Annotated in this window: 15 protein-coding genes; all 15 read left to right on the forward strand. The window is 69.6% G+C overall.

What is annotated here, in order from left to right:
* Positions 1-33 precede the first annotated feature (33 nt).
* The 15 genes from sbnA to CLT74_RS13350 all read left to right on the forward strand — a co-directional run bounded on the left by sbnA (position 34) and on the right by CLT74_RS13350 (position 23,872).
* Positions 34-1,017: a 2,3-diaminopropionate biosynthesis protein SbnA gene (gene sbnA, locus CLT74_RS13285; protein ID WP_099846809.1), complete on the forward strand. Its 984-nt coding sequence runs from the start codon at positions 34-36 to the stop codon at positions 1,015-1,017.
* Entirely contained in the window at positions 1,017-2,057 is a 1,041-nt protein-coding gene (gene sbnB / locus CLT74_RS13290) for a 2,3-diaminopropionate biosynthesis protein SbnB (protein ID WP_099846810.1), read from the forward strand. The genes sbnA and sbnB overlap by 1 nt, the downstream gene beginning before the upstream one ends.
* Positions 2,054-3,712 carry an amino acid adenylation domain-containing protein gene (locus CLT74_RS13295; protein WP_099846811.1) on the forward strand — a complete coding sequence of 553 codons (1,659 nt, stop codon included), beginning with the start codon at positions 2,054-2,056 and terminating at the stop codon, positions 3,710-3,712. Before sbnB ends, CLT74_RS13295 begins: the two co-directional genes overlap by 4 nt.
* An 11-nt stretch (positions 3,713-3,723) precedes the next feature.
* Complete coding sequence (locus tag CLT74_RS13300) at positions 3,724-4,863, forward strand: nucleotidyltransferase domain-containing protein (RefSeq protein ID WP_099846812.1); 1,140 nt, start codon at positions 3,724-3,726, stop codon at positions 4,861-4,863.
* Positions 4,860-5,711, forward strand: coding sequence for an amino acid kinase family protein (locus tag CLT74_RS13305; RefSeq protein ID WP_099846813.1), 852 nt, complete (start codon positions 4,860-4,862; stop codon positions 5,709-5,711). Before CLT74_RS13300 ends, CLT74_RS13305 begins: the two co-directional genes overlap by 4 nt.
* A 23-nt stretch (positions 5,712-5,734) precedes the next feature.
* The gene (locus CLT74_RS13310; protein ID WP_099846814.1) at positions 5,735-6,829 is read left to right on the forward strand and encodes an aminotransferase class V-fold PLP-dependent enzyme; all 1,095 of its coding nucleotides are present in this window, start codon (positions 5,735-5,737) and stop codon (positions 6,827-6,829) included.
* Between the two features lie 44 nt (positions 6,830-6,873).
* Positions 6,874-9,132: an FAD/NAD(P)-binding protein gene (locus CLT74_RS13315; RefSeq protein ID WP_099851936.1), complete on the forward strand. Its 2,259-nt coding sequence runs from the start codon at positions 6,874-6,876 to the stop codon at positions 9,130-9,132.
* Positions 9,133-9,144: 12 nt separating this feature from the next.
* The gene (locus tag CLT74_RS13320) at positions 9,145-9,858 is read left to right on the forward strand and encodes a maleylpyruvate isomerase family mycothiol-dependent enzyme (RefSeq protein WP_099846815.1); all 714 of its coding nucleotides are present in this window, start codon (positions 9,145-9,147) and stop codon (positions 9,856-9,858) included.
* 61 nt (positions 9,859-9,919) lie between these two features.
* Positions 9,920-10,420, forward strand: a complete 501-nt coding sequence (locus CLT74_RS13325; protein ID WP_199172178.1) for a thiamine pyrophosphate-binding protein — start codon at positions 9,920-9,922, stop codon at positions 10,418-10,420.
* Positions 10,417-10,977, forward strand: coding sequence for a thiamine pyrophosphate-dependent enzyme (locus tag CLT74_RS13330; protein ID WP_199172179.1), 561 nt, complete (start codon positions 10,417-10,419; stop codon positions 10,975-10,977). The genes CLT74_RS13325 and CLT74_RS13330 overlap by 4 nt, the downstream gene beginning before the upstream one ends.
* Entirely contained in the window at positions 10,977-11,210 is a 234-nt protein-coding gene (locus CLT74_RS13335) for a phosphopantetheine-binding protein (protein ID WP_143697153.1), read from the forward strand. Before CLT74_RS13330 ends, CLT74_RS13335 begins: the two co-directional genes overlap by 1 nt.
* A 57-nt stretch (positions 11,211-11,267) precedes the next feature.
* Positions 11,268-12,269 (forward strand): FomB family phosphonate monophosphate kinase, encoded by a 1,002-nt coding sequence (locus CLT74_RS13340; RefSeq protein ID WP_099846818.1) that lies wholly within the window; start codon positions 11,268-11,270, stop codon positions 12,267-12,269.
* The gene (locus CLT74_RS30795; RefSeq protein WP_199172180.1) at positions 12,266-12,799 is read left to right on the forward strand and encodes an EamA family transporter; all 534 of its coding nucleotides are present in this window, start codon (positions 12,266-12,268) and stop codon (positions 12,797-12,799) included. Before CLT74_RS13340 ends, CLT74_RS30795 begins: the two co-directional genes overlap by 4 nt.
* Entirely contained in the window at positions 12,760-13,116 is a 357-nt protein-coding gene (locus CLT74_RS30800) for an EamA family transporter (protein WP_486582297.1), read from the forward strand. Before CLT74_RS30795 ends, CLT74_RS30800 begins: the two co-directional genes overlap by 40 nt.
* 25 nt (positions 13,117-13,141) lie before the next feature.
* Positions 13,142-23,872, forward strand: coding sequence for a non-ribosomal peptide synthetase/type I polyketide synthase (locus CLT74_RS13350; RefSeq protein ID WP_158240253.1), 10,731 nt, complete (start codon positions 13,142-13,144; stop codon positions 23,870-23,872).
* The last annotated feature ends 2 nt before the right edge of the window (positions 23,873-23,874 follow it).

The raw sequence follows: 23,874 nt of genomic DNA on the forward strand, positions 1-23,874 counted from the left end.
CGACGGAGAACAGCCCGGGAGGAGGCGAACGACGTGGCCATAATTTCTGCCCTGGATGAGATTCCCGACCAGGACCTGTACGTCGACCTCCAGCCGTCGCTGGGGATCAATCTTCATCTCAAGTGCGAAGGGCTCAACTTCGCCGGCTCGGTGAAGCTACGAACCGCCGTGTCGATGGTGAACGCCGCGGAGCGGCAGGGGCTCATTGGTCCCGGGTCCACGTTGGTCGAGTCGTCGTCGGGCAACCTCGGCGTGGCACTGAGCGTGGTGGCAGCGGCCCGATCGATGTCATTCGTCTGCGTGACCGACCCGAAGTGCAATCCCACCACGATGAAGCTGATCCGGCTCTACGGCGGCGAGGTCATCGTGATGGACCAGCCGGACCACTCCGGCAGCTATCTGGCGGCACGCAAGGAGCGGGTTCGACAACTGTGCGCGGAACGCCCGGGGCACTTCTGGCTCAACCAGTACGAGAACCCGGCCAACTGGCTGGCCCACTACGAGGCTACCGCGCCCATGATCGCCAAACAGTTCCCGGACCTCGACGTACTCTTCATCGGTGCCGGCACTGGCGGCACCCTGACCGGGTGCGCCCACTACTTTCGTGACCAGCACCCCGGGGTCCAGATCGTGGCCGTCGACAGCATCGGCTCGGTCAACTTTGGCCATCCGGCCGGCCCTCGGCACATTCCGGGCCTGGGTGCCAGCGAGTACATGCCACTGATCAACCCGAATCTGGTGGACGACGTGGTGCGGGTCCCCGAGGCGACCACCGTCCGGACCTGCCGGCAGTTGGCGCTGCACGGCATGCTGCTCGGCGGGTCCACCGGCACGGTGGTCTGCGGGGCGATCGGCTGGTTGCGTCGACACGATCCCGAGCAGCGCCTCACCACGGTGGCGATCGCCCCGGATCTCGGTGAGCGCTACATCGACACTATCTACGACGACACCTGGGTACGCGATCGCTTCGGCGACCTCGATCGGGTGCCGGGCGTACTTCTCGGAAGTGAGCACTGATGGTTGGCATTCCCGCCTTCTCGTTGGTCACCGGCGGCGCGGTGCACAGCGCCCTGGACGGCTGCCGGGACGAGATCATCGACCTGGTCGCGGAGACCTACCTCCTGCACGGCAGGGGAAACACGGTGAATCCGCCGTCCTATTTCCTGCGTTTTCCCGACCGGCCATCGGCGCGGATCATCGCTCTGCCGGCGTCGGTCGGAGGCGGAGTGGGTGTCGACGGCATCAAGTGGATCTCAAGCTTCCCGACCAACCTGGAGCATGGCATCCCCCGCGCGTCGGCCGTGCTGGTGCTCAATGATCCGACCACCGGCTACCCGTTCGCCTGCCTCGAATCGTCGATCATCAGCGCGGTCCGCACGGCGGCGTCGGCGACGGTGGCCGCGCGGGAACTGTCCGCGAATCGGCGACCGCCACGACGGGTGGGCTTCGTCGGCACCGGCCTGATCGCCCGCTACCAGTACGACTATCTCACCAGCCTGGGCTGGGGTTCTGACGTGCTGGTGTACGACCTCGAACCGGAGTATGCGACGGCGTTCGCCGACCACGTCACCGCCAGCGGTGGTGTGCGGGTGCAGCAGGCGGGCAGTGCCGAGGAGTTGATCCGCGCGAGCGATGTCGTCGTCTTCGCCACCACGGCGGCACAACCACACGTCACCGACCCGTCGTGGTTCGACCACCATCCGCTGGTGCTGCACGTCTCGCTCCGCGACCTCGGCACCGAGGTGATCCTGGGCGCCGTCAACGTGGTGGACGACGTGGACCACGTGCTCAAGGCGCAGACGTCGGTGCACCTGGCCGAGCAACACTCCGGAGGGCGGGACTTCATCCATGCCACCCTCTACGACGTCCTCGCCGGCACCTTCGCGCCACCGCCCGACCGCACCGTGATTTTCTCCCCGTTCGGTCTGGGGGTGCTCGATCTGGCGGTCGGCGCGTACGTTCACGACCGAGCCGGACGCACCGGCGACCTGATCACCGTCGACAACTTCTTCCACGACCTGGACCGCCACCGCGCTCCTGAGCGGACGGCGCGATGATCTCGAAGAACTACGCCGACCTCCCGCTGAGCCCTGGTGCGACCGATCGGGCCGTGGAGTTGTCACTGCGCAACCGGCGACCGGTCGGCCCGCTCGACGTGACCGTGCTCAGTCGGGTCGCGGCGACGGCAGCCACGGACCCGCAACACGTTGCCGTCCGAGACGGTGACTCGTGCCTGACATACCGGGACCTGCTGAACCGGGTGGAACGCATCTGCCGGACGCTACGCGGACTCGGTCACGGCGCCGGCGACGTGATCGCCGTCGCCGGTGACCGCTCGGCCGAGACCGTAGCGCTCTTTCTGGCCCTGGAACACCTGGGCGCCTGCTACCTTCCGATCGACTGCGACTGGCCGGAGCAGCGGATCAATGAGGTCCTCCGACGCGCGGGCGCGGTACGGCTGATCGACTACGCGGCGGCGGCCGGCGTACCTGGCCGGGCCGCCGTGGCGAGCAAGGCTGCCGCCGAGGCGGACATCCCGGTCAGCGATGCCTGTCCGCCCGGCGGCGACGCGTGGTCCGGCGAGGGATCCGCCACCGGACGCGCCAACGAAGTGCGGTACTGCATCTTCACCTCAGGTACGACCGGCCGGCCGAAGGGCGCTGCGGTCGAGCACCAGGGGATGCTCAACCATCTCTGGGCCAAGGTCGCCGACCTGGATCTCAGCGGCGCCGACCGGCTCGCCTTCACCGCCCCGCTGGTGTTCGACATCTCGATCTGGCAGATGCTGGCACCGCTGTTGTGCGGGGGCACCGTCGAGGTCGTCGGGCCGGAGGATCTCGCCTATCCGCGTCGACTGACCACGCGGCTGGAGTCCGCCGGGGTGACAGTGGTGGAACTCGTTCCGACGGTCGCGGGCTGGATCGCCAGGGAAGCGGAGCGACGGGGGGCCTCCATCCTGCCGCAGCTGCGTTGGCTCATCTCCACCGGCGAGGAGCTGCCGCCGCAGTTGGCAGAACGGTTGCTCGGCGCCCTGCCGCACGTGCGTCTACTCAACGCCTACGGGCCCACCGAGTGCTCCGACGACGTGACGCACCACGAGGTGACCACGGCCGACCTCACACTGCCCCGGCTGCCCGTTGGCGCCCCGATCGCCAACGCCGACCTCTACCTGCTGGTTCGGGAGGACACCGGCCAGTGGCGCGCGGCCGAGCCGCAGGAGGCGGGTGAGCTGTTCGTCGGTGGACCGGCGGTCGGTCTCGGGTACGCCAACGACGAGGAGAACACCGCGGCTGCCTTCTACCGCGATCCGTTCGACCCGTCCTCGCTGACCGGGCGCCTGTACCGCACGGGCGACGCGGCGAGCTTCGACGGCGCCGTGGTGCGCTACCTCGGTCGGCTGGACCGGCAGGTCAAGGTGGCCGGTGTCCGCATGGAACTTGACGAGATCGAAGCCGTGCTGCGCCGGCACGACGCCATCGCGGCCTGTGCGGTGACCCTGATCGACAGCGGTGGCCGGGCCGGGCTCGCCGCCCACTACGTCGCGGCCCGGCCGGTCGATGCGGAGGAACTGCGTTCCTACCTCGCCGCGGCACTGCCCGAGGCGATGGTGCCCCGTCATCTCGTCGAGCGCGCCGCGTTGCCGCTGACCCCCAACGGCAAGACCGACCACCGGGCGCTGCGTGCCGAGCTGTCGCGCGCCACCGAGAGCTGACGGAGAGACCGATGAGCGAGATGACCCTGTCCGACCTTCCCCCGCACGCCCGCCTGCTGCTCGCCATGGCCAAGCTTCGGCTGACCGCCGACGAGGTGACGGAGATCCGCGAGCTGGCCTCCGACGGTAACCTGAGCTGGCCGGCCTTTCTCGACGCTGCTGCCTGGCACAAGATGCTGCCGCTGGTCGGTCGGCACGTCCACCGGTACCGGTTGGACCGCAAGCTCGACGAGCAGAGCGGCTTCCCGTATCCGTGGGTCTTCACCACGGCGTACCTCGGTAACCGGGTCCGCAACCAGGCGCTCGCGGACGAGTTCGCCCAGGTCTTCGACGCCTTCACCGCCGCCGGGCTGCGGTTCGCCGTCCGCAAGGGTTTCTCCCTCGGCGAGGGCGAGTACCACGACCCGGCGCTGCGCCGGATCGCCGACCTCGACGTCCTGCTCAGCCGCGACGACGTGCCGCGCGCACACGAGGCGCTGGTGAACCTGGGGTACGTCCAGGGACGGCTGGCCGCCGACGGCGACCGGATCGAGCCGTACAACCGGCAGACGCAGGCCTTCTGGCGGATGAATCTGAGTAACCAGCTGCCCTACCGCAAGACGGCCAGCCGTCCCGACGTCTCCGACTTCAACGTCGATATCTGCCACGACATCTTCCAGCAGAAGTGGAACATCTCCGCCGACGCCGCCACCCTGCTCGCCCGGGCCGTCCCGGTCACCCTCTGCGGCACCGACAGCTGGCAGCCGGCCGACGACGACCGGATGTTGGACCTGTGCGCACACCTCTACAAGGAGGCCACCAGCCTCCACTTCATCGAGGACAAGCAGGATCTGCAACTGAGCAAGTTCCTCGACCTCGCCCTCGTCGCCGAACAGACCGCCCCCGAGGCTTGGGAGACCTTCTGCAAGCGGGTCGGTGAGTACGGCGCGGAGTCGGTGACGTACTACTCCCTGCACTTCACGGCGCAGCTCTTTCCCACCGCCATTCCGGCGCACGTGCTCGAGGCGCTGCGTCCGGCAGATCTGTCCTACCTGGAGGAGTACGGCTCCCTCGACGGCCAGAACGCCCGCTGGGAGCAACCGTTCCTGGCCCGGCTGTTCGACTCCGCCCGGCACAGGTCCGGCGCCAAGTCGAACGTCCCACTGGCATGAGCGCGCCTGAGTTGGCACCGGGCGAACCTCGGCTGCTCGTGATCAAGGTCGGCGGCAGTCTGCTGTCCGACAAGCGCCATGGTGGAGCGACCGACACCAAGGCCATCGACAGCTTCGCCGCCCTCCTCGACGACCTCGTACGCGCCTACCCCGGGCGGGTCGTCCTGGTCACCGGTGGCGGCAGCCTGTGCCACGCGGTCGGGGTGCGGGTCGACGAGCGGGCCGACCCGTTCTCGGCGGTCGGGCTCACCGAGCCGGCGTTCGCGATGAAGTGGGCCTGGACCTCGGCGCTTCGAGCCCGTGGTGTGCGGGCGGTGCCGTTGCAGGTCGCCGCCATGACCTGGGAAGATCCGGCGGGCACTGTGGTGGCCGACACCGCAGTGGTGCGTCGGGTGCTGGAAAGCGGAGCGCTACCGGTACTTTCCAGTGACTTCATCGTCACCGCGTCCGGTGGTCTGCGGATCCTGTCCAGCGACCACGTCCCGGGCATCTTCGTCGGGGTGGAATTCGCCCCGGTCCGGGTCGCCGCGTTGGCCGACGTGCCGGGCATCCTCACCGGCCCGACCCTGGACAGTCCGGTCCTGCCGCACCTCGACCCCGATGACGTGGCCCGCGCCGAACCGCTCTTCTGGCCCACCGGCGAGTGGGACGCCACCGGGGCCATGGCCGGCAAGGTCGCGGCCCTGGCCGAGCAGGCCCGCCGGGGTGCGGAGTGCGTCATCACCAAGGGTGACCCGGACGCCGTTGACCTGCGGTACCTGTTCGCCCCGCTGAGTTCCTGGCCGACCTCGCTGCCACGCACCGTGCTGGCGCGTCGGCAGTCGCCCCCACTCGCGCCCGTCGGCTGAGCCACCCCGAGGAGAGTCCACGAATGTCCGAAGGCCGACTGGTTCTGCTCAACCCGGGACCTGTCAACGTCCACGAGAAGGTGCGCGCGGCCATCGCCGCACCGGATCTGTGTCACCGGGAGCCCGAGGCGGCCGATCTCATGGCTGCGGTCAGCGCCAAGGTCACCGAGGTGTGTGGTGCCGGCGGCGACCATCGGAGCGTCCTGCTCACCGGATCGGGCACCGCCGCCTTGGAGGCGACGATCGCCTCCGTCGTTCCGCCGAACGGCCGACTGCTGGTGCTGGACAACGGCCACTACGGCGAGCGGCTGCACCGCATCGCCGCCGCGCACGGACTGCCCAGTCAGCGGCTGGAATTCGGCTGGGCGACACCGATCGACCTGGAAATGGTCGCCGCCGCTCTGCTGGCCGACCCGTCCATCACCCACGTCGGCCTGGTGCACCACGAGACCAGCACCGGCATGCTGAATCCGCTACGGGCCGTGGGCGAACTGGTCGCCGAGCACGGCCGGACGCTGATCGTCGACGCGATCAGCAGTCTCGGCTCGGAGCAGCTGGACATGGCGGCCGACCACATCGGCTGGTGTATCGGTACCGCGAACAAGTGTCTGGAGGGTCTGCCCGGGATCAGCTTCGTCTGCGCGTCCCGGGCAGGGTTCGCGTCGCTGGCCGACCTGCCGACCCGCGGCCTCTACCTCGACCTGCACACCCACTATCGCGCCCAGGTGCAGGCACAGACCTTTGCCTTCACGCCGGCGCTGGGAGTGCTGCACGCGTTCGACGTGGCCCTCGACCTGATGCTGGCCGAAGGCGTGGCCTCGCGAGGGCGCCGCTACGCCGAGCTGGCTCAGCTCATCCGGGACGGCCTGACGCAGCGCGGTGTCCAGCTGCTTCTTCCACCTGAGCACCGGGCCAACTCCCTGACCAACGCTCACCTCGCCAACGGCATGACCTATCAGGAACTGCACGACGGCCTGCGGTCCCGGGGCTACGTCATCTACGCCACGCAGGACCGCGCCGCAGGCGTCTTCCGGCTGGCGAACATGGGGCAGCTGACCGAGGCCGACATCGCCGGTCTGTTCGTGGCCTTCGACGAGGTCACCACCGAGCGGCGCTGATCTTTCAGCCATTCGTACTCCCACCCCGAGGAGCAGTGAGCAGCGTGACATCTGACCGTTCGGGCCGGCCGATCCGGCTGGCCATCGTAGGCGGAGGACCGACCTGCACGTACGTGCTCGAGCGGTTGGCTGCCCTGATTCAACGGCGGCGCACGCCGGTCACCCTGGACATCGTCATCTTCGACCTGTCCGGTGAGTTCGGGCCCGGCCAGGTGCACAGCCCCAGGCAGACGGTCACCAGCTACCTGAACCGGATAGTCGGCCAGGTGGCGTTCGCCGCCGACGAGAGCGTGATCGACGCCGGGCCGTTACTCCCCGCCGAACAGCGACCCACCCTGCTCGAATGGTGTCGCGCCAAGTACGCCGAGACCGGCGACGAGCGGTTCAATCTGGTGGCCGAGGACTGGCCGAAGCGGTACCTCCACGGCCTCGCGCTCCGCGACCAGTTCGACCGGTACGTCGAGATGCTGCGCGCCATCGATGGCGTGACGGTCACCCTGCGTCAGCAGGAGGTTGTCGACCTGGCCGAACGGTCGCCGGGGTTCGCCGTCCTGACCAGTGACGGCGAACCACCGATGACGGCGGACTACGTGCTCATGCTGACCGGTCACTCTTCCAACCGGCCAGAGCTGGATCCGCAACAGATGGCCTGGGCGCGGTTCGCCCAGGACCACCGCAGTCACCTGGTTCACTCGGCCTACCCGCTGGAGCAGTCGTGTGACGCGGAGCGCTCCGGGCCGGGCACCGTGGTCGGTTGCATGGGCATGGGACTGACCGGCATCGACGTGATCCTGTACCTGACCGAGGGGCGGGGTGGCACGTTCGAGCGCGACGCCGCCGGCAAGTTCGTCTACCGCCCGAGCGGCGCCGAGCCGGAGAAGGTGGTGGCGTTCAGCCGAACCGGCCTGTTCACCTTCGCCCGGCCCTACAACCAGAAGGAGGTGGATGTCAATCGGCTGGAGTACAAGGGACGGTTCTTCACCATCCCGGCGGTGGCCAGGCTGCGGGAAACCGTAGGCGTGCCGAACGTGATCAGTGGGATCGAACAGCGTCAGCTCGACTTCCAGGCGCACCTGCTTCCCCTGATCCAGTTGGAGATGGCGCTCATCTTCTACAGCACCCTGTACGGCGACGAGTTCCGCCAGCTCGCCATCAACGCGGCCGAGCCGGACTACGACAAGTTCCTGGCCGACGCCGACGCTTTCGCCGACCGTACCGACGCCGGTCAGGCCCTGATCCTGCCGGTGGCCGACCTTGCCGCCAGGATGGCGCAGGCGGTCGACGCGGTGCTCACCGGTAGCGCCGCGATCGATGACGCCCACACCCTACCGGTGCGGCCGGTGATCGAACGGTTCCTCTCCGTGGTATATCGCCCCGACCGGGCCGCGGAACTGCTGGCCCTGGCACACCGGCCGGCGGAGTTCGCGGCCGCGGTGGCCGGAGAAGAGTCGCCGTGGCGGCACCCCACCTCGGCGGCGGACCACGTCTTCACCTGGGACACGACGATCAACCCGATAGCTCGCGATTCGTACTCGACGCCGGAGGAGTATCAAGCCCGGTTCCTGGACTTTCTCGACCGCGACATTCGCTGGGCGGCTCAGGGCAACCTGGTCAATCCCGCCAAGGCGGCCGCCGACGCCGCGTGGCGCGATCTGCGCAGCGTCGTCATCGAGGCGGTCGACTTCGGCGGCCTGCGTGCCTCGTCCCACCGCGCGTTCCTCAGGGTCTACACCCGACATCACAACCGCCTGTGCCAGGGCGCGTCCTGCGAGGCGATGGAAAAGGTCACTGCCCTCGTTCAAGCCGGGTACGTCGACATCTCGGTCGGCCCGGATGCCGCGGTGGAGGGCGACCCGGCATCGGGCCGGTTCCGGGTCACCGGCCATCGCACCGGGGCCGAGCGTCTCGTCGACGTGCTCATCGACGCGCGGGTCCACCCGTTCGACGCCGAACGTGACGTGATGCCGATCTACCCCAACCTGTTGCGGCGCGGCATCGTCCGCAAGTGGCGCAACCCCGGTATCGACGAGCCGGACTTCGTACCGGGCGGGCTCGACCTGACGCGGGAGTTCCACCCGGTACGCGCCGACGGCACCGTCGAATCGCGGATCACCTTCCTGGGGCCGCCGAGCGAAGGCGTGATGTACCACCAGATCGGTGCGCTGCGGCCCAACAAGGACCACCACGTGATCCGTGACATTCTGTGTTGGATCCGTGGCTTCTTGCCGGAAAGCGAGTCGGACCGGTCGCCCGACAGCGAATCGGACCAGACGGTCGCAGGCAGCGTTCAGCCCAGCAACTGAGAAGGGAACCGCATGAGCACCAGCACCTCCATCGGGATCACCGAGCGCCTCGGCGAGATCAGCAGCGCACACGCCGGAATCCGCGCCGCCGCCGAACAGATGACCGAGGCGGACGCCCGCCTCGCCGTTCATCTGCCCGGCTGGACCCGTGGGCACATCCTGATCCACCTCGCCGACCTGTCCCGGGCCTTCGCCCGCCAGGCGCGGTACGCCCTCAAGGGCGAGACGATCGAGGTCTACGACGGTGGCCGGGAGACCCGCAACAGGTCGATCGAAGCCAACCACGGTCGACCTGTCGAATGGTTGCGCGAGCAGCTTGACGAGGGGCTGACGGCGCTGGAGCAGGCCTGGGACGGCCTTGACGAGGACGACTGGCAACGGGCCTGCGCGTACCGCAACGGTCCACTGCTCGGCACCCAGCTCGCCTGGTGGCGCGAGACCGAACTGCACCACGTGGACCTCGGCACCGGTTACCGCTCCGAGCAGTGGAGCATGGCGCTCAGCGCCCACGTGGTCGACTTCCTGCAGCCGCGACTGCCGAAGGACCGCGCCGTGCGGATCGTCTCGCAGGACACCGACGACAGCTGGGAGTCGGGCGACGGGGCCGGGGTCACGGTGCGCGGCGACATCCGCACGCTCGCCGCCTGGATCTCGGGGCGGCCGTCCACCACCACTCCGACCGTCGACGACGACGCCGTCGCCCCCGAACTCGGCGCCTGGCCGTGAGCCGGCACCACGCCCGCATGAGGGAGATCCCACGCAGATGACCATGACCCAAACTTCCCCGGTGACCGTGACACCGGCCGAGACGCTGGTGAGGAGCTTCCTGAAGGCCGGGCACAGCCATTTCATCGGCGTGCCCTGTTCCCTGCTGAAAGGTGTGTTCCGGACGCTGGAGGACCCACCGCCGGGGTTGCCGTCCTTCCACTACCTACCGGCGCCGCGGGAGGACTCGGCGATTGGCGTGGCGACGGGCCTGGCCGCAGCCGGTGCCCGCCCGGCCGTTCTGATGCAGAACTCCGGCCTCGGTTACTCGCTGAACGTGCTGACGTCACTGAACCTGATCTACGACATCCACGTTCCGCTGATCGTGAGTTGGCGGGGGCACGACGGCAACGACGCCGTCGAGCACGACATCATCGGCCGCGAGCTGACCAACCTGCTGGACGTCTTCGACCTGCGGCACACCATTTTCGACCCGTCAGCGGCGCAGGAGTCCGTCCAACGCTGCCTGGCGCAGGCCGACGGCAGGCACACGTCGGTACTGATCGTGAAGGAGGCGGTGTGACCGCACTGGAGATCTCCGCGGCCATCACCGAACTGGTCGGGCGGTGGCCCGACTCCATTTACGTGTCGACCTGCGGCTACATCACCCGGGACCTGTACAACATCGCGGACCGTCCGGAGAACTTCTACCTTGTGGGCTCGATGGGTATGGCCGCCCCGGTCGGGCTCGGCGTGGCGCTCGCCGAGCCCGAGCGGCACGTGGTGGTCTTCGACGGGGACGGCTCGTTCGCGATGAACCTGTCGATCCTTCCGATGATCGGGGAACACCGACCCGATCTGCTGCACGTCGTCCTCGACAACGGTCTGCACGAGAGCACCGGCGGACAACGTCCGGTGCACGTCGGGGATCCGGTGGGACTGGCGAGGGCGGCTGGCTACGCCTCGGCGACGTCGATCTCCGACCTGGCCGGGCTGCGCGCGCTCGACCCGCTCCCGCCCGGCCCGGCGCTGCTGCACGTGCGTTGCGCGGCACGGGGACGCAGCGCCGGCAGAAGGGTCGAGTTGACGCCGCAGGAACTCGTCGCACGTTTTCGCGCGGCGCTGGCCGGAGCCCGGTGATGGTCGAAGCGACCGAGGCGCGCGTCGCCGTCATCGTCCAGGCGGCGCTGCCCGAGGCGGAGCTGCGGCCGGAGAGCGACCTGTGGAAGTCCGGCCTGGACTCCATCGGCAGCGTATCGCTGCTGGTCGCGCTCGAGGACGAGTTCGACGTCGAGTTCCCGAACGCCCTGCTCACCCGGCAGACATTCACGTCCATCATCAGCATCAGCGACGCCGTCCGCAGCATCAGCTGAAGCCACGGGTGGGCCTGCTGTCGGCAGGCCCACCCACCTCACCCCAACGAGGGACACATGTCGATCGATCTGCGTCGCCTGCCGCTGCGGACCACCCGAACCGTGGATCTGAACCGGCTGACCGTACGGATCTCCACGAACCTGGAGGACTTCAGCGCATACGCGTACTTCTCCCGCTACGCCGCCCCGGACACCGTGCCCGACTACGAAATCACCTGTATCGACCTGGACCGTGACCCGGCCGACCCGGTCGAGTTGGCCGCGCGCTCGGACCGGACGCTGCGCGCGAAACGATTCCGCGCCGGCTACTACCTCAGTCACGTGTTCGGCGAGCCGGCGTACCTGATGACCGAGGGCAACCACGCCTACGTCTTCGGCCGCCGGCTGGAACGCACGGTGTGGCCGTACTTCGTCAAGCAGATCCTCACCAACCACGCCCTTGATCACGGCTATCTCCACCTCAAGGCCGGCGGCATCGTGCTCGACGGTGCGGCGACCCTGCTCGTCGGGTGCAACGGTGGCGGCAAGACCGTCTTCCTCACCCAGGCATGTCACGGCGGCGCCCGGTTCCTGACGAACACACACACCCTGGTCCGCGACGGAGTCGCCTACGCGGTGCCGTCGGGAATCCGGGTTCGCGAGGACCCGTCGTCGGCCGCCCTGATCGCGTCCGGGCAGTTGGTACCCCATCTCGAAGGCGGTGGCGAGTACGTGGCGACGCCCGAGCAGCTGTTCGGCGCAGAGCCGGTGGACAGCGCACCGGTCCGCAACGTGGTCATCGTGAACTACGACCGTGACGGGCGGCAGGGCTTCGAGCGAATCGCCGAGCGGACCGCCGAGACCTTCCTCGACCAGTTCGCCTTCGCGGTCACCATGTACGGGCTGAAGGACGACGTGTTCGCGCATGCCGGTGGCGACATCGAGGCGTTCGCCGATCAGGTGCACCGGATGCGTCAGATGCTGACCGGACTGGTCCGGTCAGCCCGGTGCTACCGCGCCAACGTGGACATGATCGATCCCGACGTCCGCCGGTTGGTTCTCAAGGAACTCGCCGAGTGACCCCACTCGTCGTGGCGGTGGTGCTGGTCGCGGCGGTCACGCACGCTTCCTGGAACGCCATCGCCCACGACCTGAAGAACGAGATTCTCGGTCTCACCCTGCTCGGTCTCTGCCGTACCGCGTGTGGCCTGGTGATCGCCGTCGTCGCCCAGCCGCCGGCCGCCGAGGCACTGCCGTACCTGCTGATCTCGGGTGGCATCCACGTCGTCTACCAGCTGCTGCTCGTCTGGTCCTACCAACTCGGCGACTTCGGCCAGACCTACCCGATCGCCCGTGGCACCGCCCCCATCGTGGTGACCGTGTTCGCTGCCGTGCTCCTCGGCGAGCGGCCTAACGCCTGGCAGGCCGGCGGCGTGGCGTTGGCCTGCGGCGGCCTGGCCGTCGTCGCGTTGTGGGGCATCAGGGGGTGGGCAGCCGACCGAGCCGGACGGCGATCCTCGCGGCCGGAGCCACCGGCTTGGCCACGGCGGCCTACACCCTTGTCGATGGGGTGGGTGTCCGGGCCTCGGACTCGCCGATCGGCTACATAGCCTGGCTGGTGGTGCTGGACGGCCTGGCCATCCCGCTCTATGCCGCCCTGTTCTGGCGCCGGGAACTGCGGGGACCGGTCCGGCCGTTGATGCTGCGGGCGACGGCGGGTGGCTCACTGTCGGTAGTGGCCTACGGCCTGGTGTTGTGGGCGCAGACCCGCGCACCGATCGCTCCTGTCGCGGCGCTGCGTGAGTTCAGCATCGTCGCCGGCGCGGCGATCGGCACGCTCTTCTTCAAGGAACCCTTCGGCAAGCCCCGCATGGTGGCCGCGGCGGTGATGGTGGCGGGAATTGCGCTGCTGCTGATCGGAGGCTGACGTGGATTCGGTGGGAAGGAAAACCGTGCAGAGGCTAGCCCGCTACGACGGCCCCGCGTTGGAACTGCCGGACGGCTTTCCGACGTCGCTGTCCCAGGCGTTGCGGCGCGCCGCAGACCGGTTTCCCGAGGCGGGCACGGTCGCCGTCTCGACGCTGCGCGGCGCCGAGTTCGTCGCGTACCCCGTGCTGTTGGAGCGGGCTCGCCGCCTTCTCACCGGCCTGCGTCGGCAGGGCCTGGCCGCCGGCGATCACGTCGTGCTCTACGGCTCGGACCCACTGCACTTCTTCACCATGTTCTGGGCCTGCGCGCTCGGCGGGTTCCGTCCCCTCCTGCTGATCCGGCCCGAAGATCCGGCCGCCCGGGCCACCGCCGTCGACCGGCTGCGACGCGCGGTAGGGCTGCTCGGTGAGCCCGTCGTCCTCTGCGATCAGGTCGAGCCCGCCGAGCTTCCCGACGAGTTCGTGGTCCTCGACGTCACCGCCCATGCCGGGCAGCCGCCCGCCTCGGACTTCCACGAACCGGACGCGGCAGACGTCGCGGTCCTCCTGATGTCCTCCGGCAGTACCGGGACACCGAAGCTCATCCAGCTGACGCTGCGCGGGCTGCTGGATTTCGCTGCGGGAACCCCCACCATGCTGCCGATGCGGCCCGGCCAGACCACGCTGAACTGGCTGCCGCTGGACCACAGCGCGTCGTTCCTGCTCTTCCACCTGCTCACGGTGTTCGTCGGCTGCACGAACGTGCACGCGCCCACCGAGCTGATCCTCGCCGAACCGCTGCGTTGGCTCGATCTCATCTCCGAGTACGGCGTCAACCACACCTGGTCACCCAACTTTGGCTACCAGATGGTCAACGAGGCGTTGGCAGCCCGGCCGGATGACGGTTGGGACCTGTCATCGATCTCGACGATGGTCAGTGGTGGTGAGCAGATCACCGTCCCGGTCATGACGGAGTTCCTGCGTGCCACCGCGCCGTTCGGCCTCCGACCGAAGGCGTTCGTCGCCGCCTGGGGGATGACCGAGACGGTGACCGGGATCAGCTTCGCTCCCCCGGGCCTGGCCTCGAACGTCCACCGGATCCGCAAGTCCTCCTTGGGCGGTGACCTGGAGTGGGCCGACGTCGACGCCGACCCCGACGACTGCGTCGCGTTCGTGGCGGTCGGGTCACCCGCGCCCGGAGCCGCGTTCCGGGTGGTCGACGAGGATCTCGCCGTGCTGCCCGAGGGGCGCGTCGGGTGGCTCCAGGTATGTTCGCCGCGGGTCACCCCTGGCTACTTCGGCAATCCGGAAGCCGACCGGGCCGCCTTTGTCGGCGACGGCGGCCGATCCGGCGGCTGGCTGGACACCGGCGACCTCGCCTTCGGTAGGGAGGGCCAGATCGTCATCGTCGGCCGTCGGGATGACCGGATCATTCTGAACGGACAGAACCTCTACGCGCACGACATCGAGACGCGGCTGTCCACGGTGCCCGGCGTGACGCCCGGAGTCGTGGCGGCGTGCGGCGTACCGGACGAGCGGACCGGCACCGAGCAACTCGTGGTGTTCCTCGGCACCGACTCCACCGACTCCACCGACCGTGGCGACACGGTCCAGGCGATCCGCCGTACGCTCTTCTCGTGGTCGGGGATGGCCGCGCAGGTGGTCGCCGTGCCGATCTCGGCGTTCCCGAAGACTCCGAGCGGCAAGATTCAGCGCTCGTTGCTCCGTGGGCGGCTCCTCGCCGGCGAACTCGCCGCCGACCCGGTGCCGGTCACCACCACCGCCGACCCGGGGCCGGCCACCACCACCGCGGCCGTTCCGGCGCCGCCCGCCGCCGCGGCCGGGCCGGCCGCAGTGCCGGACACGGTACGCGCGGTGTTCCACGAAATGTTCGGTGCGGACGTCGACGAACGGGTTCCCTTCTACGAGTTGGGCATCGACTCGGTGACCCTGATCCGGGTGCACGCCCGGTTGCAGCAGGAGCTCGGCCGGGAGTTCAGCAAGCTGGCCATGCTGGAACATCCCTCGATCGCCGCCCTCACCAGCCACCTGAGTTCGCTCGATCCGGCGCCGACGCATCGGCCGCGAACCCGCGGTGCGGTGCCCGCCGAGCAGCGGATCGCCATCGTCGGCATGGCGGCACGGTTTCCCGGTGCCGACACACTTGACCAGTTCTGGGCGAACCTGACCGAGGGCGTGGTGAGCGTCCGGCGGTTCGACCCGGAGCGATCGGTGGTCGGGGCGGACGTCGCCGATCATGCCGGTGTCGTGCCGGTCACCGGTCCCCTCTCCGCCATCGACACCTTCGACGCCGGATTCTTCGGCATCAGCGCGTCCGAGGCGGCGATGACCGATCCCGCGCACCGGCTGTTCCTCGAGTGCTGCTATCACGCGCTGGAGCACGGCGGCTACGCCGGCGCCACGGGCGGCGACCGGATCGGGATCTACGCCGGCAGCGGCATGAACCTCTACACCCATCAGAACTACCTGCTCAACAATCTGACCGAGGCACGACACGACGGGCTCGGCGCGATGCAGAGCGCCATCGGCACCGCACCGGATTTCCTGGCCACCCGGGTCGCCTACCGGCTCGGCCTGACCGGCCCCGCGATCGGTGTGCAGACCGCATGCTCGACCTCGCTTGTCACCGTCCATCTGGCCGCTCAGGCGCTGCGTACCGGCGAGGTCGACCTCGCCCTGGCCGGCGCCGCCGCCATCCACGTCCCGCAAACGGTCGGCTACCGCCCCTACCCTGGCTCGATCCTGTCCCCGAGTGGCCAGTGCCGCGCGTTCGACGCCGACGCCGACGGCACCGTGGGCGGTAACGGGGTGGCCGCGATCCTGCTCAAGCGGCTCGACCGCGCGCTGGCCGACGGTGACACGATCCACGCGGTGATCCTCGGCTCAGCGGTGAACAACGACGGGCAGAGCAAGATCGGCTTCGCCGCGCCGAGCGTTTCCGGGCAGGTCAAGGTCATCGAACAGGCGCTCGACCAGGCGGGTGTGCCGGCCGAGAGCATCTCGTATCTCGAGGCTCACGGCACCGGCACCCCGCTCGGCGATCCGGTGGAACTGCGCGCGGCGGCCCAGGCGCTACGGAACCGGACCGACCGCATCGGCTTCTGCACGGTCGGCTCCGTCAAGCCCAACATCGGGCATCTCGACAGCTGCGCCGGCATGGCTGGACTGATCAAGACCGTCCTCATGCTCTCCCACCGCACCCTCGTGCCCCTGGCGAATCTGCGCCGACCCAACCCGGAACTCGAACTCGACGGCAGCCCGTTGGTGCTGGGTACCGAGCTTCGCCCCTGGCGGACCGACGGCACACCGCGCCGGGCCGGGGTCAGCGCCCTCGGCGTCGGCGGCACCAACGCACACGTCATCCTCGAAGAGGCACCGACTCCGCCGGTACGGGACGCTGTCCGGCCCCGCCTCCACGTCCTCCCGCTGTCGGCGGCTCACCCGCAGGCACTCGTCGAGTTGACCGACCGGATGCGGGCGCATCTGCGGGCGTACCCCGATCTGCCGGTCGCGGATCTGGTCGCCACGGCGGCGCTCGGCCGGCCGCACCACCGGTATCGCCTCGCCGTCGTCGGCGACACCGCGGCCGGGTTGGCCGAGGCACTCGAATCGGCGGCAGCCGGAGAGGCACCCACAAACGGACCCCCTCCCCTGACGTTCGCCTTCACCGGGCAGGGCGTGGCACGGGCCGGGATGGCCGGCGAACTCCACGACGCGTTCCCCGCCTTCCGCCGAGTGCTCGCCGAGTGCGAACGGGTGTACCTCGCGCAGCGGGACGAGAGCCTGCTCGCGCTGCTGTGCGGACGCCAGGAACAGCCCGTCTGGACCACCGAGACCGCACAGCCCGCGCTCTTCGCGTTCCAGGTCGCGCTGACCGAGTTGTGGCGCACGTTCGGAGTAGCGCCGCAGCGCCTGCTCGGACACAGCATCGGCGAGTACGCGGCGCTCTGCGCCGCCGGTGCGCTCTCCATCGCGGACGGGATGCGTCTCACGATGCTACGCGGGGAGTTGATGCGGCATCGGATGCCGCCCGGTGCCATGATCGGGATACTCGCCGACCGTCTGACCCTCGACGAGTTGCTCGTCGAGACGCCTGTCGAGCTGGCCGCCGTCAACGGTCCCGAGGAGTACGTGCTCGCGGGATCGGAGGCGTCGGTCGGACAGGCGACCGGGTGGCTCGACCGGCGGGCCATCGGATGGCGCCGGCTGCCCGTGGACCGGGCCTTCCACAGCGCCGGCGTCGCACCGATCATCGACGCCTTCGCCGAGGGCATCTCGGCGGTGCAACTGTCGCCGCTGAGCCTCCCCGTGGCCAGCACGGTGACCGGTCGGCTGCTGGCACCCGGAACCGTGCTGGACGTGGACTACCTGGTCCGTCAGCTCCGCCAGCCGGTCATGTTCGCCGATGCGTTGGGCACGCTGGTGACCGACGGATGTTCCCGCTTCCTCGAGATCGGCCCCGACGCGGTGCTCTGCGGAGTGGGCCGGCGCACCGCTCCCGGCACCGTCTGGGTCGGCGCCCAGCGCCGCGGCGTGCCCTCGGTGCGGGCCATGGAGCACGCGGTCGCCGAGCTGTACCGTCACGGTCACTCCCCGGACTGGACGGCGACCACCGGTGGCGGAGGGCGGATCCCGCTGCCGAGCTACCCGTTCCAACGCGAGCGCTACTGGATCGACGCCGCCGCCGACGTGCCCGCGGCGAATCACCACCCGACGGAGGCCGCCCCCGTCGAGCCGGCGCACCCGACCGGGGCACGCCCGGACGTACTGGCCACGATCCGTGACCTGACCGCCCGCCAGCTGGGGACCACGCCAGCCGAGGTGGCCCCGGACCGGACGTTCCTGGAAGTCGGCGCGGACTCCCTCGCCATGTTGCGGGTCGTGCAGCAGGTACGGCAGACGTACGGGGTCACGCTCGCGGCCCGGGAGCTGTTCACGGAGGCGGACACGCCGCAGCGGTTGGCCACTGTGGTGAGTTCGCGGATGACCGCCACGGACCCCGACCAGACCAAGCCGGGTGCACCGGCGGCGACGGAGACTCCCGTACCGTCACTCTCCCCGCCCGGTAGCGTCACGACGCTCCCGCCGGCGGCCGACCCCCCGGCGGGAGGGCTTGCCTCCGTCATCGAGCAGCAGCTCCGTCTCGCCGGTCAACTTGTCGATCAGGTCACCGGCGTCATGCGTCAGCACCTGGCGCTGTTGGCCCGCCAGCCGGGGGAGGCACCGGCACCGCCCGACCCACCTATGCCCGGACCGTTGTCCACTGTCGCGCCGCCCCGGCCCGCGGCGCTGTCCGTCACCGACCCGGTGAGGTCGGGAAGCGCCGGCTGCGACTTCAGCCTGTACTTCTTCGGCAGCTACCCGGACCAGGGGCAGCAGGACAAGTACGGCACCGTCCTGGACGCCGTCCGCTTCGGCGACCAGCACGGGTTCCATGGCGTGTGGTTCCCGGAGCGACATTTCCACCCGTTCGGCGGGCTGTTCCCCAATCCGGTGGTGCTGGCCGCCGCGGTCGCCCGGGAAACCAGCCGAATCAGGATCAACGCCGGATCGGTGGTGTTGCCGCTGCACGACCCGATCCGAGTGGCCGAGGAGTGGTCCGTGGTCGACAACCTCTCCGGCGGCCGAGTGGGGCTCTGTGTCGCCAGCGGGTGGCACGCGAACGACTTCGCCCTCAACCCGGACGCCTTCGGGCGGCACCGGGAGCTGATGTACGAGCACCTGGAAACGGTGCGCGCCCTCTGGCGCGGGGCCTCGGTGCCCGCCCGGTCCGGTAGCGGCGACCAGCTCGACGTCCGGATCTTCCCGCGGCCGCTGCAGGAGATGCCGCCGATGTTCGTGGCCGCGGTCGCCAACCCGGAGACCTACCGCTGCGCGGCCCGCCTGGGCCTGGGGGTGGTCACCAACCTCATGATGCAGTCGATCGACCAGCTGGCCGAGAACGTCGCGCTCTATCGCCGCACCCGCCAGGAGCACGGGTTGAACCCGGACGGCGGGCGGGTGGTGGTCCTGGTGCACACCTATCTGGGCGATGACCTGAGACGGGTCCGGTCCGAGGCGTTCCAGCCGTTCTGCGACTACCTGCGATCGTCGCTGTCGTTGCTGGGCGGCGTCACCAACAGCCTCGGGCTGCAGATCGACCAGGACACCCCGGAGGAGGACGTCCAGTTCCTGCTGGAGCGCGCGTACGCCAGCTACTGCGAGCAGCGGGCGCTGATCGGCACCGTGGACAGCGCCACGCCCGTCATCGACCGGCTCGCGGCGGCCGGCGTTGACGAGATCGCATGTTTTGTCGATTTCGGGGTGACGAGCGAGCAACTGCACCGCAGCCTGCATTTCGTCGACGCGGCACGGAAACGCCACCAGCGCACCGCACCGCATCGACAGCCGGACCGGGCAGGGGCACCACTGTCGGCGGCTCAGCGCGGGATGTGGTTCCTGGACCAGATGTACCCGGGCCGGCCGACCTACCACGAGCCGAAGGCCATCCGGCTGACCGGCTCGCTGGATGTCACCGCCCTGCGCTGGGCGCTGGGCAAGGTGGTCGAACGCCACGCCCCACTGCGTACGGTGATCCGCGACATCGGGGGCGAGCCGCGGCCGCTGATCCTGCCGTCCGTAGGAGTTGACTGCCCGCTGCTGGACATGCCGGGTACCCCGGTCCGGGATGCGGTCCGGCAGATCGTGGCTGATCTCAGCGCCGAACCGATCGAGCTGGCCGAAGGTCCGCTGCTGCGGGTCAGGTTGGTCCGTCTCGGTCCGGACGACCACGTGCTCGTGCTTGTCGTGCACCACATCGTCTTCGACTCCCTCTCCACCGCCGTCTTCGTCCGGGACCTCGCCGCCTACTACCGGTCCTGGCCGGCGCAGCCACCGGCGTTACCGGCGCTGCCAATCAGTTACCCGGACCACGTCCGCGCTCGGTTGGCCACCTCCGAACAGCGACGGCAGCATCTGGACTACTGGCGGTCGGCACTGCGCGACGCACCGACGCTGCGGCTGCCGACCGACCGTCCCCGGCCGCCCGTCGTGACGGCACGTGGCGCCTCGCTCGTACACCGCTTCGATGCCGATCTGACCGCCTCCGTCCAACGGTTCAGCCAGCAACACCGCGTCACGCCGTTCATGACCCTGCTCGGCGCCATCGCCGCCGTGCTGGGCCGGTTCAGCGGCCAGGACGACGTCGTGCTGGGTACCGTGCTCACCGATCGTCCGCCCGGCACGGAGGACCTGATCGGTCTGTTCATCGACTCGGTGCCGCTGCGCATCGACCTGTCCGGGGCGCCGACCTTCGACCGGATCGTCAGGCGGATCCGCGACACCAGCATCGAAGCGTTCGAGCACGCGGGTGTCGGTTTCGACGAACTGATCGCTGCGGTGAACCCGGAACGGTATCCGAGCCGGAACCCGCTCTTCCAGGTCCTTGTCGAGTACGAAACGGCCACCAGCGTCGAGTTCGCCCCGCCGGCGGTGGACGCCGTGCTGCTCGACGTGCCCAGTGAACGGGCTCCTCTCGACCTCACCCTCTACCTGACACACCACACCGAGCACGTCGAATGTGTCGTCGAGTACAACTGCGAACTGTTCGACGAGACATTCGTACGCCGACTCCTCGAGTACGTCGAGACGGTGCTGCGTCGGGCGGACACGATGCCAGCGGCCGAACTGCCCATCCTGACCGCGCCGACCGACCCGGACCGGACCACCATCGCCCGGTGGTCCGGCCAGGACCGCGCCGAGGAGACCGGCTGTCTGCACGAGTTGGTGGAGCGACAGGTGGCGGGTACACCTGACGCGGTGGCACTGCTCGACGGAGATGTGCGGATCACCTACCGCGAGCTTGATCGCCGTGCGAACGCGATGGCCTGGCAACTGCGCGACCGGGGCGTACGGCCCGACGAGTTCGTCGCGGTGTGTCTGCCCCGCGGGGTCGACCTGATCGTGGCGCTGCTCGCGGTGCACAAGGCGGGAGCGGCCTACCTGCCACTGGATCGCGCCCTGCCCGACTCCCGCCTCGCCTTCATGGTCGGCGACAGTGGGCCGGTCCTGCTCGTCACCGACGACGAGAAGCTCGCCTCCCGCCTCGGCATCCCGGCGCTTCCCGTCGCTCGGGCCGACCCACGGCAACAGCAGGGACCGCCGACGGAGGTGACCACGGACAACCTCGCGTACTGCATCTACACCTCGGGGTCGACGGGCCGGCCCAAGGGAGTCGCCGTGCCGCACCGCGGCCCGGCGAACCTGGTCCGCTCGTTCCTACGGCACCGGCCGGCGCTGCGCACCCTGCAGTGGACGTCCGTGGGCTTCGACGTGAGCGTGCAGGAAATCTTCACGACGCTCGCGTCCGGTGCCGCACTCGTCCTGATCCCCGACGAGGCCCGCTACGACCCCGGGGCGGTGGCGGAGACGATCCGACAGCACTGTGTCGAACGGTTGTTCATGCCGTTCACTCCCCTGCGGTATCTGCTGGCAGCCGATCCGGCGATGCCGTCCCTGCGCGAGCTGGTCTCGGCGGGCGAGGAACTGACCTTGACGCCGGCGCTGCGCCGGTTCCTGGCCACGCACCCGGACTGCGCGCTCTACAACGAGTACGGACCGACCGAGGCCTCCGTCATCGCCACGATCCACCGGGTTGATCCGCAGGCGGATGAGAAGCCGCCGATCGGCCGTCCGGTGGACAACGTCGAGGTCCGGCTCCTCGACGATCGAGGCTTTCCGGTGCCGGCCGGTGCCGTGGGCGAGATCTATCTGGGCGGCGCGGGCCTGGCCCGGGCCTACATCGGCCGCCCGGACGAGACGGCACAGGCCTTCGTGCCCGATCCGGCCGCTCCCGCGAATCGGCTCTATCGGACCCGTGACCTCGGCCGATGGCTTCCCGACGGCAACCTGCGTTACCTCGGCCGGATCGACGAACAGGTCAAGATCCGCGGCTACCGGGTGGAGCCGGAGGAGTCGCGGCGAGCCCTGTTCGACCTGGAGGAGGTGCGCGACGCCGCCGTACGGGCGACCCGGGACCCGCGCGGAGAGACCTGCCTGGTCGGCTACGTGGTGCTCGCCGCCGGCGCACCCGCAGGGTTCCTCGCCCACATCGCCGACCACCTGGCGACCACCCTGCCGGGCTACCTGATTCCGACGTGGTTCGTCGAGCTGGACGAACTGCCGGTCACCGCCAGCGGCAAACTGGACCACGGCCGGTTGCCCGAGCCGGACTGGGGAAACCTGCGCGGCGACGCACCGGCCAGCGACCTGGAGCGGACCCTGCACGGGCTGTGGAGCGCCCAGCTGGGGTTGGCGGACGTTCCGGTCGACGCCTCGTTCTTCTCGCTCGGCGGGCACTCGCTCACCGCCGTCGAGCTGGTCAATCGGATCCGTGACGCGCTCGCCGTCGAGCTGCGGGTGACCGACCTGTTCCAGGCGCCGACCATCCAGGGTCTGGCGCGGCGCATCGCCGCCTCGATGGTGTCGGACACCGTACCCGCCACGAGTATCCAGCTGCGGGCGTGGCGATTGCACCACACCAACCCGCGCCCGGCCGTCTACAACGTGGCACACCAGGTTTGGCTGGCGGGCGACCTCGACGTGCCCGCCGTCGAGGCAGCCCTCCGCGCGCTTGTCGTCCGGCATCCCGCACTGCGGACGCGGTTCGTCTTCCGGGACGGCCGGCTGTGCCAGGAGGTTCTGGCCGAAGTGCCGGTACAGCTCGATGTCGCCGACCTCTCCGGCGTTCCGGACGGGGTCAGCGATTGGTGCCAGGGCACGGCCGCGGAGGTCTTCGGTCCGGACCGGGCGCCGCTGTGGCGGGCCCGGCTGGGCCGGCTCGGGGAGCGCCGCTGGGTGCTCGTACTGGTGTTGCACCATCTGATCTGCGACGGATGGTCGATGGGCGTCATCTGGCGGGAGCTGTCCGCGAGCTACGCCCGCGAGGTACGGGGCACCGCCGCCGACCTGCCGGCCGTGGTCGGTTATCCGGACTACGCGCGGTGGCGGTTTGCGCAGCTCGACGGGGACCGTCGTGACGCTCTGGTCGCCTTCTGGCGAAACGAACTGGCAGGCGCGCCGCTCCGTTTCGACCTGCCGTACGACCGGCCGCCCTCGGACCGGCTCTCCGGCCGTGGGGCGCTGCACCGGTTCGAGCTTCCCCCGACGGTCGTCCGTCTGGTCCACAGCGCCGCGAGAACGATCGGCAGGACTCCGGCCGCCGTGCTCACCGGAGCTTTCGCGGTGTGGATGGCAAACCTGTGCGGGCAACGCGACATGGTCGTGCCGCTCTCCAGCGCCAGCCGGCTCCGCCCGGAGCACGCCGCGACGGTCGGACCGGTCGGGGAGGCACTGCTGGTCAGGGTCACCGTCGCCGCCGGCGTGCGGTTCGACGAACTCGTCCACGCCGTGACCGAACGTACGCTCGTGGCTCTCGACCACCATGCTCTGGCGCTCGCCGAGGCGGCGCAGGCGGCCGGAGCACAGGTGTCGACTCCGCAGGTGCTGTTCACCGTCGTAACGGCCCCACCGGTACGGCTCGACCTGCCCGGGGTGACGGCCGAGGTGGAGAGCCTGGCGGTGGCCGGCGTGGCCCGGACCGAACTCTACGTCGCGCTCGTACCCGAGGGTGATCGCATCGGGGCGACGTTCGAGTACGCCACGGACCTCTTCGACAAGTCCACAGTCGTGGGCTGGGAGAAGGACTTCGTCGCGTTGCTCGGCAGGTTGGCGGGCGCACCGCACGAGGAAGTCGAGCCTGGCGAGCGGAATCGGTGAGC

This window comes from Verrucosispora sp. CNZ293, assembly GCF_002754655.1.

Bases quoted from the DNA above. Each gene is read 5' to 3' on its own strand.
- sbnB (WP_099846810.1), top strand. From the start codon at position 1,017: ATGGTTGGCATTCCCGCCTTCTCGTTGGTCACCGGCGGCGCGGTGCAC.
- CLT74_RS13295 (WP_099846811.1), top strand. From the start codon at position 2,054: ATGATCTCGAAGAACTACGCCGACCTCCCGCTGAGCCCTGGTGCGACC.
- CLT74_RS13300 (WP_099846812.1), top strand. From the start codon at position 3,724: ATGAGCGAGATGACCCTGTCCGACCTTCCCCCGCACGCCCGCCTGCTG.
- CLT74_RS13305 (WP_099846813.1), top strand. From the start codon at position 4,860: ATGAGCGCGCCTGAGTTGGCACCGGGCGAACCTCGGCTGCTCGTGATC.
- CLT74_RS13310 (WP_099846814.1), top strand. From the start codon at position 5,735: ATGTCCGAAGGCCGACTGGTTCTGCTCAACCCGGGACCTGTCAACGTC.
- CLT74_RS13320 (WP_099846815.1), top strand. From the start codon at position 9,145: ATGAGCACCAGCACCTCCATCGGGATCACCGAGCGCCTCGGCGAGATC.
- CLT74_RS13335 (WP_143697153.1), top strand. From the start codon at position 10,977: ATGGTCGAAGCGACCGAGGCGCGCGTCGCCGTCATCGTCCAGGCGGCG.
- CLT74_RS13340 (WP_099846818.1), top strand. From the start codon at position 11,268: ATGTCGATCGATCTGCGTCGCCTGCCGCTGCGGACCACCCGAACCGTG.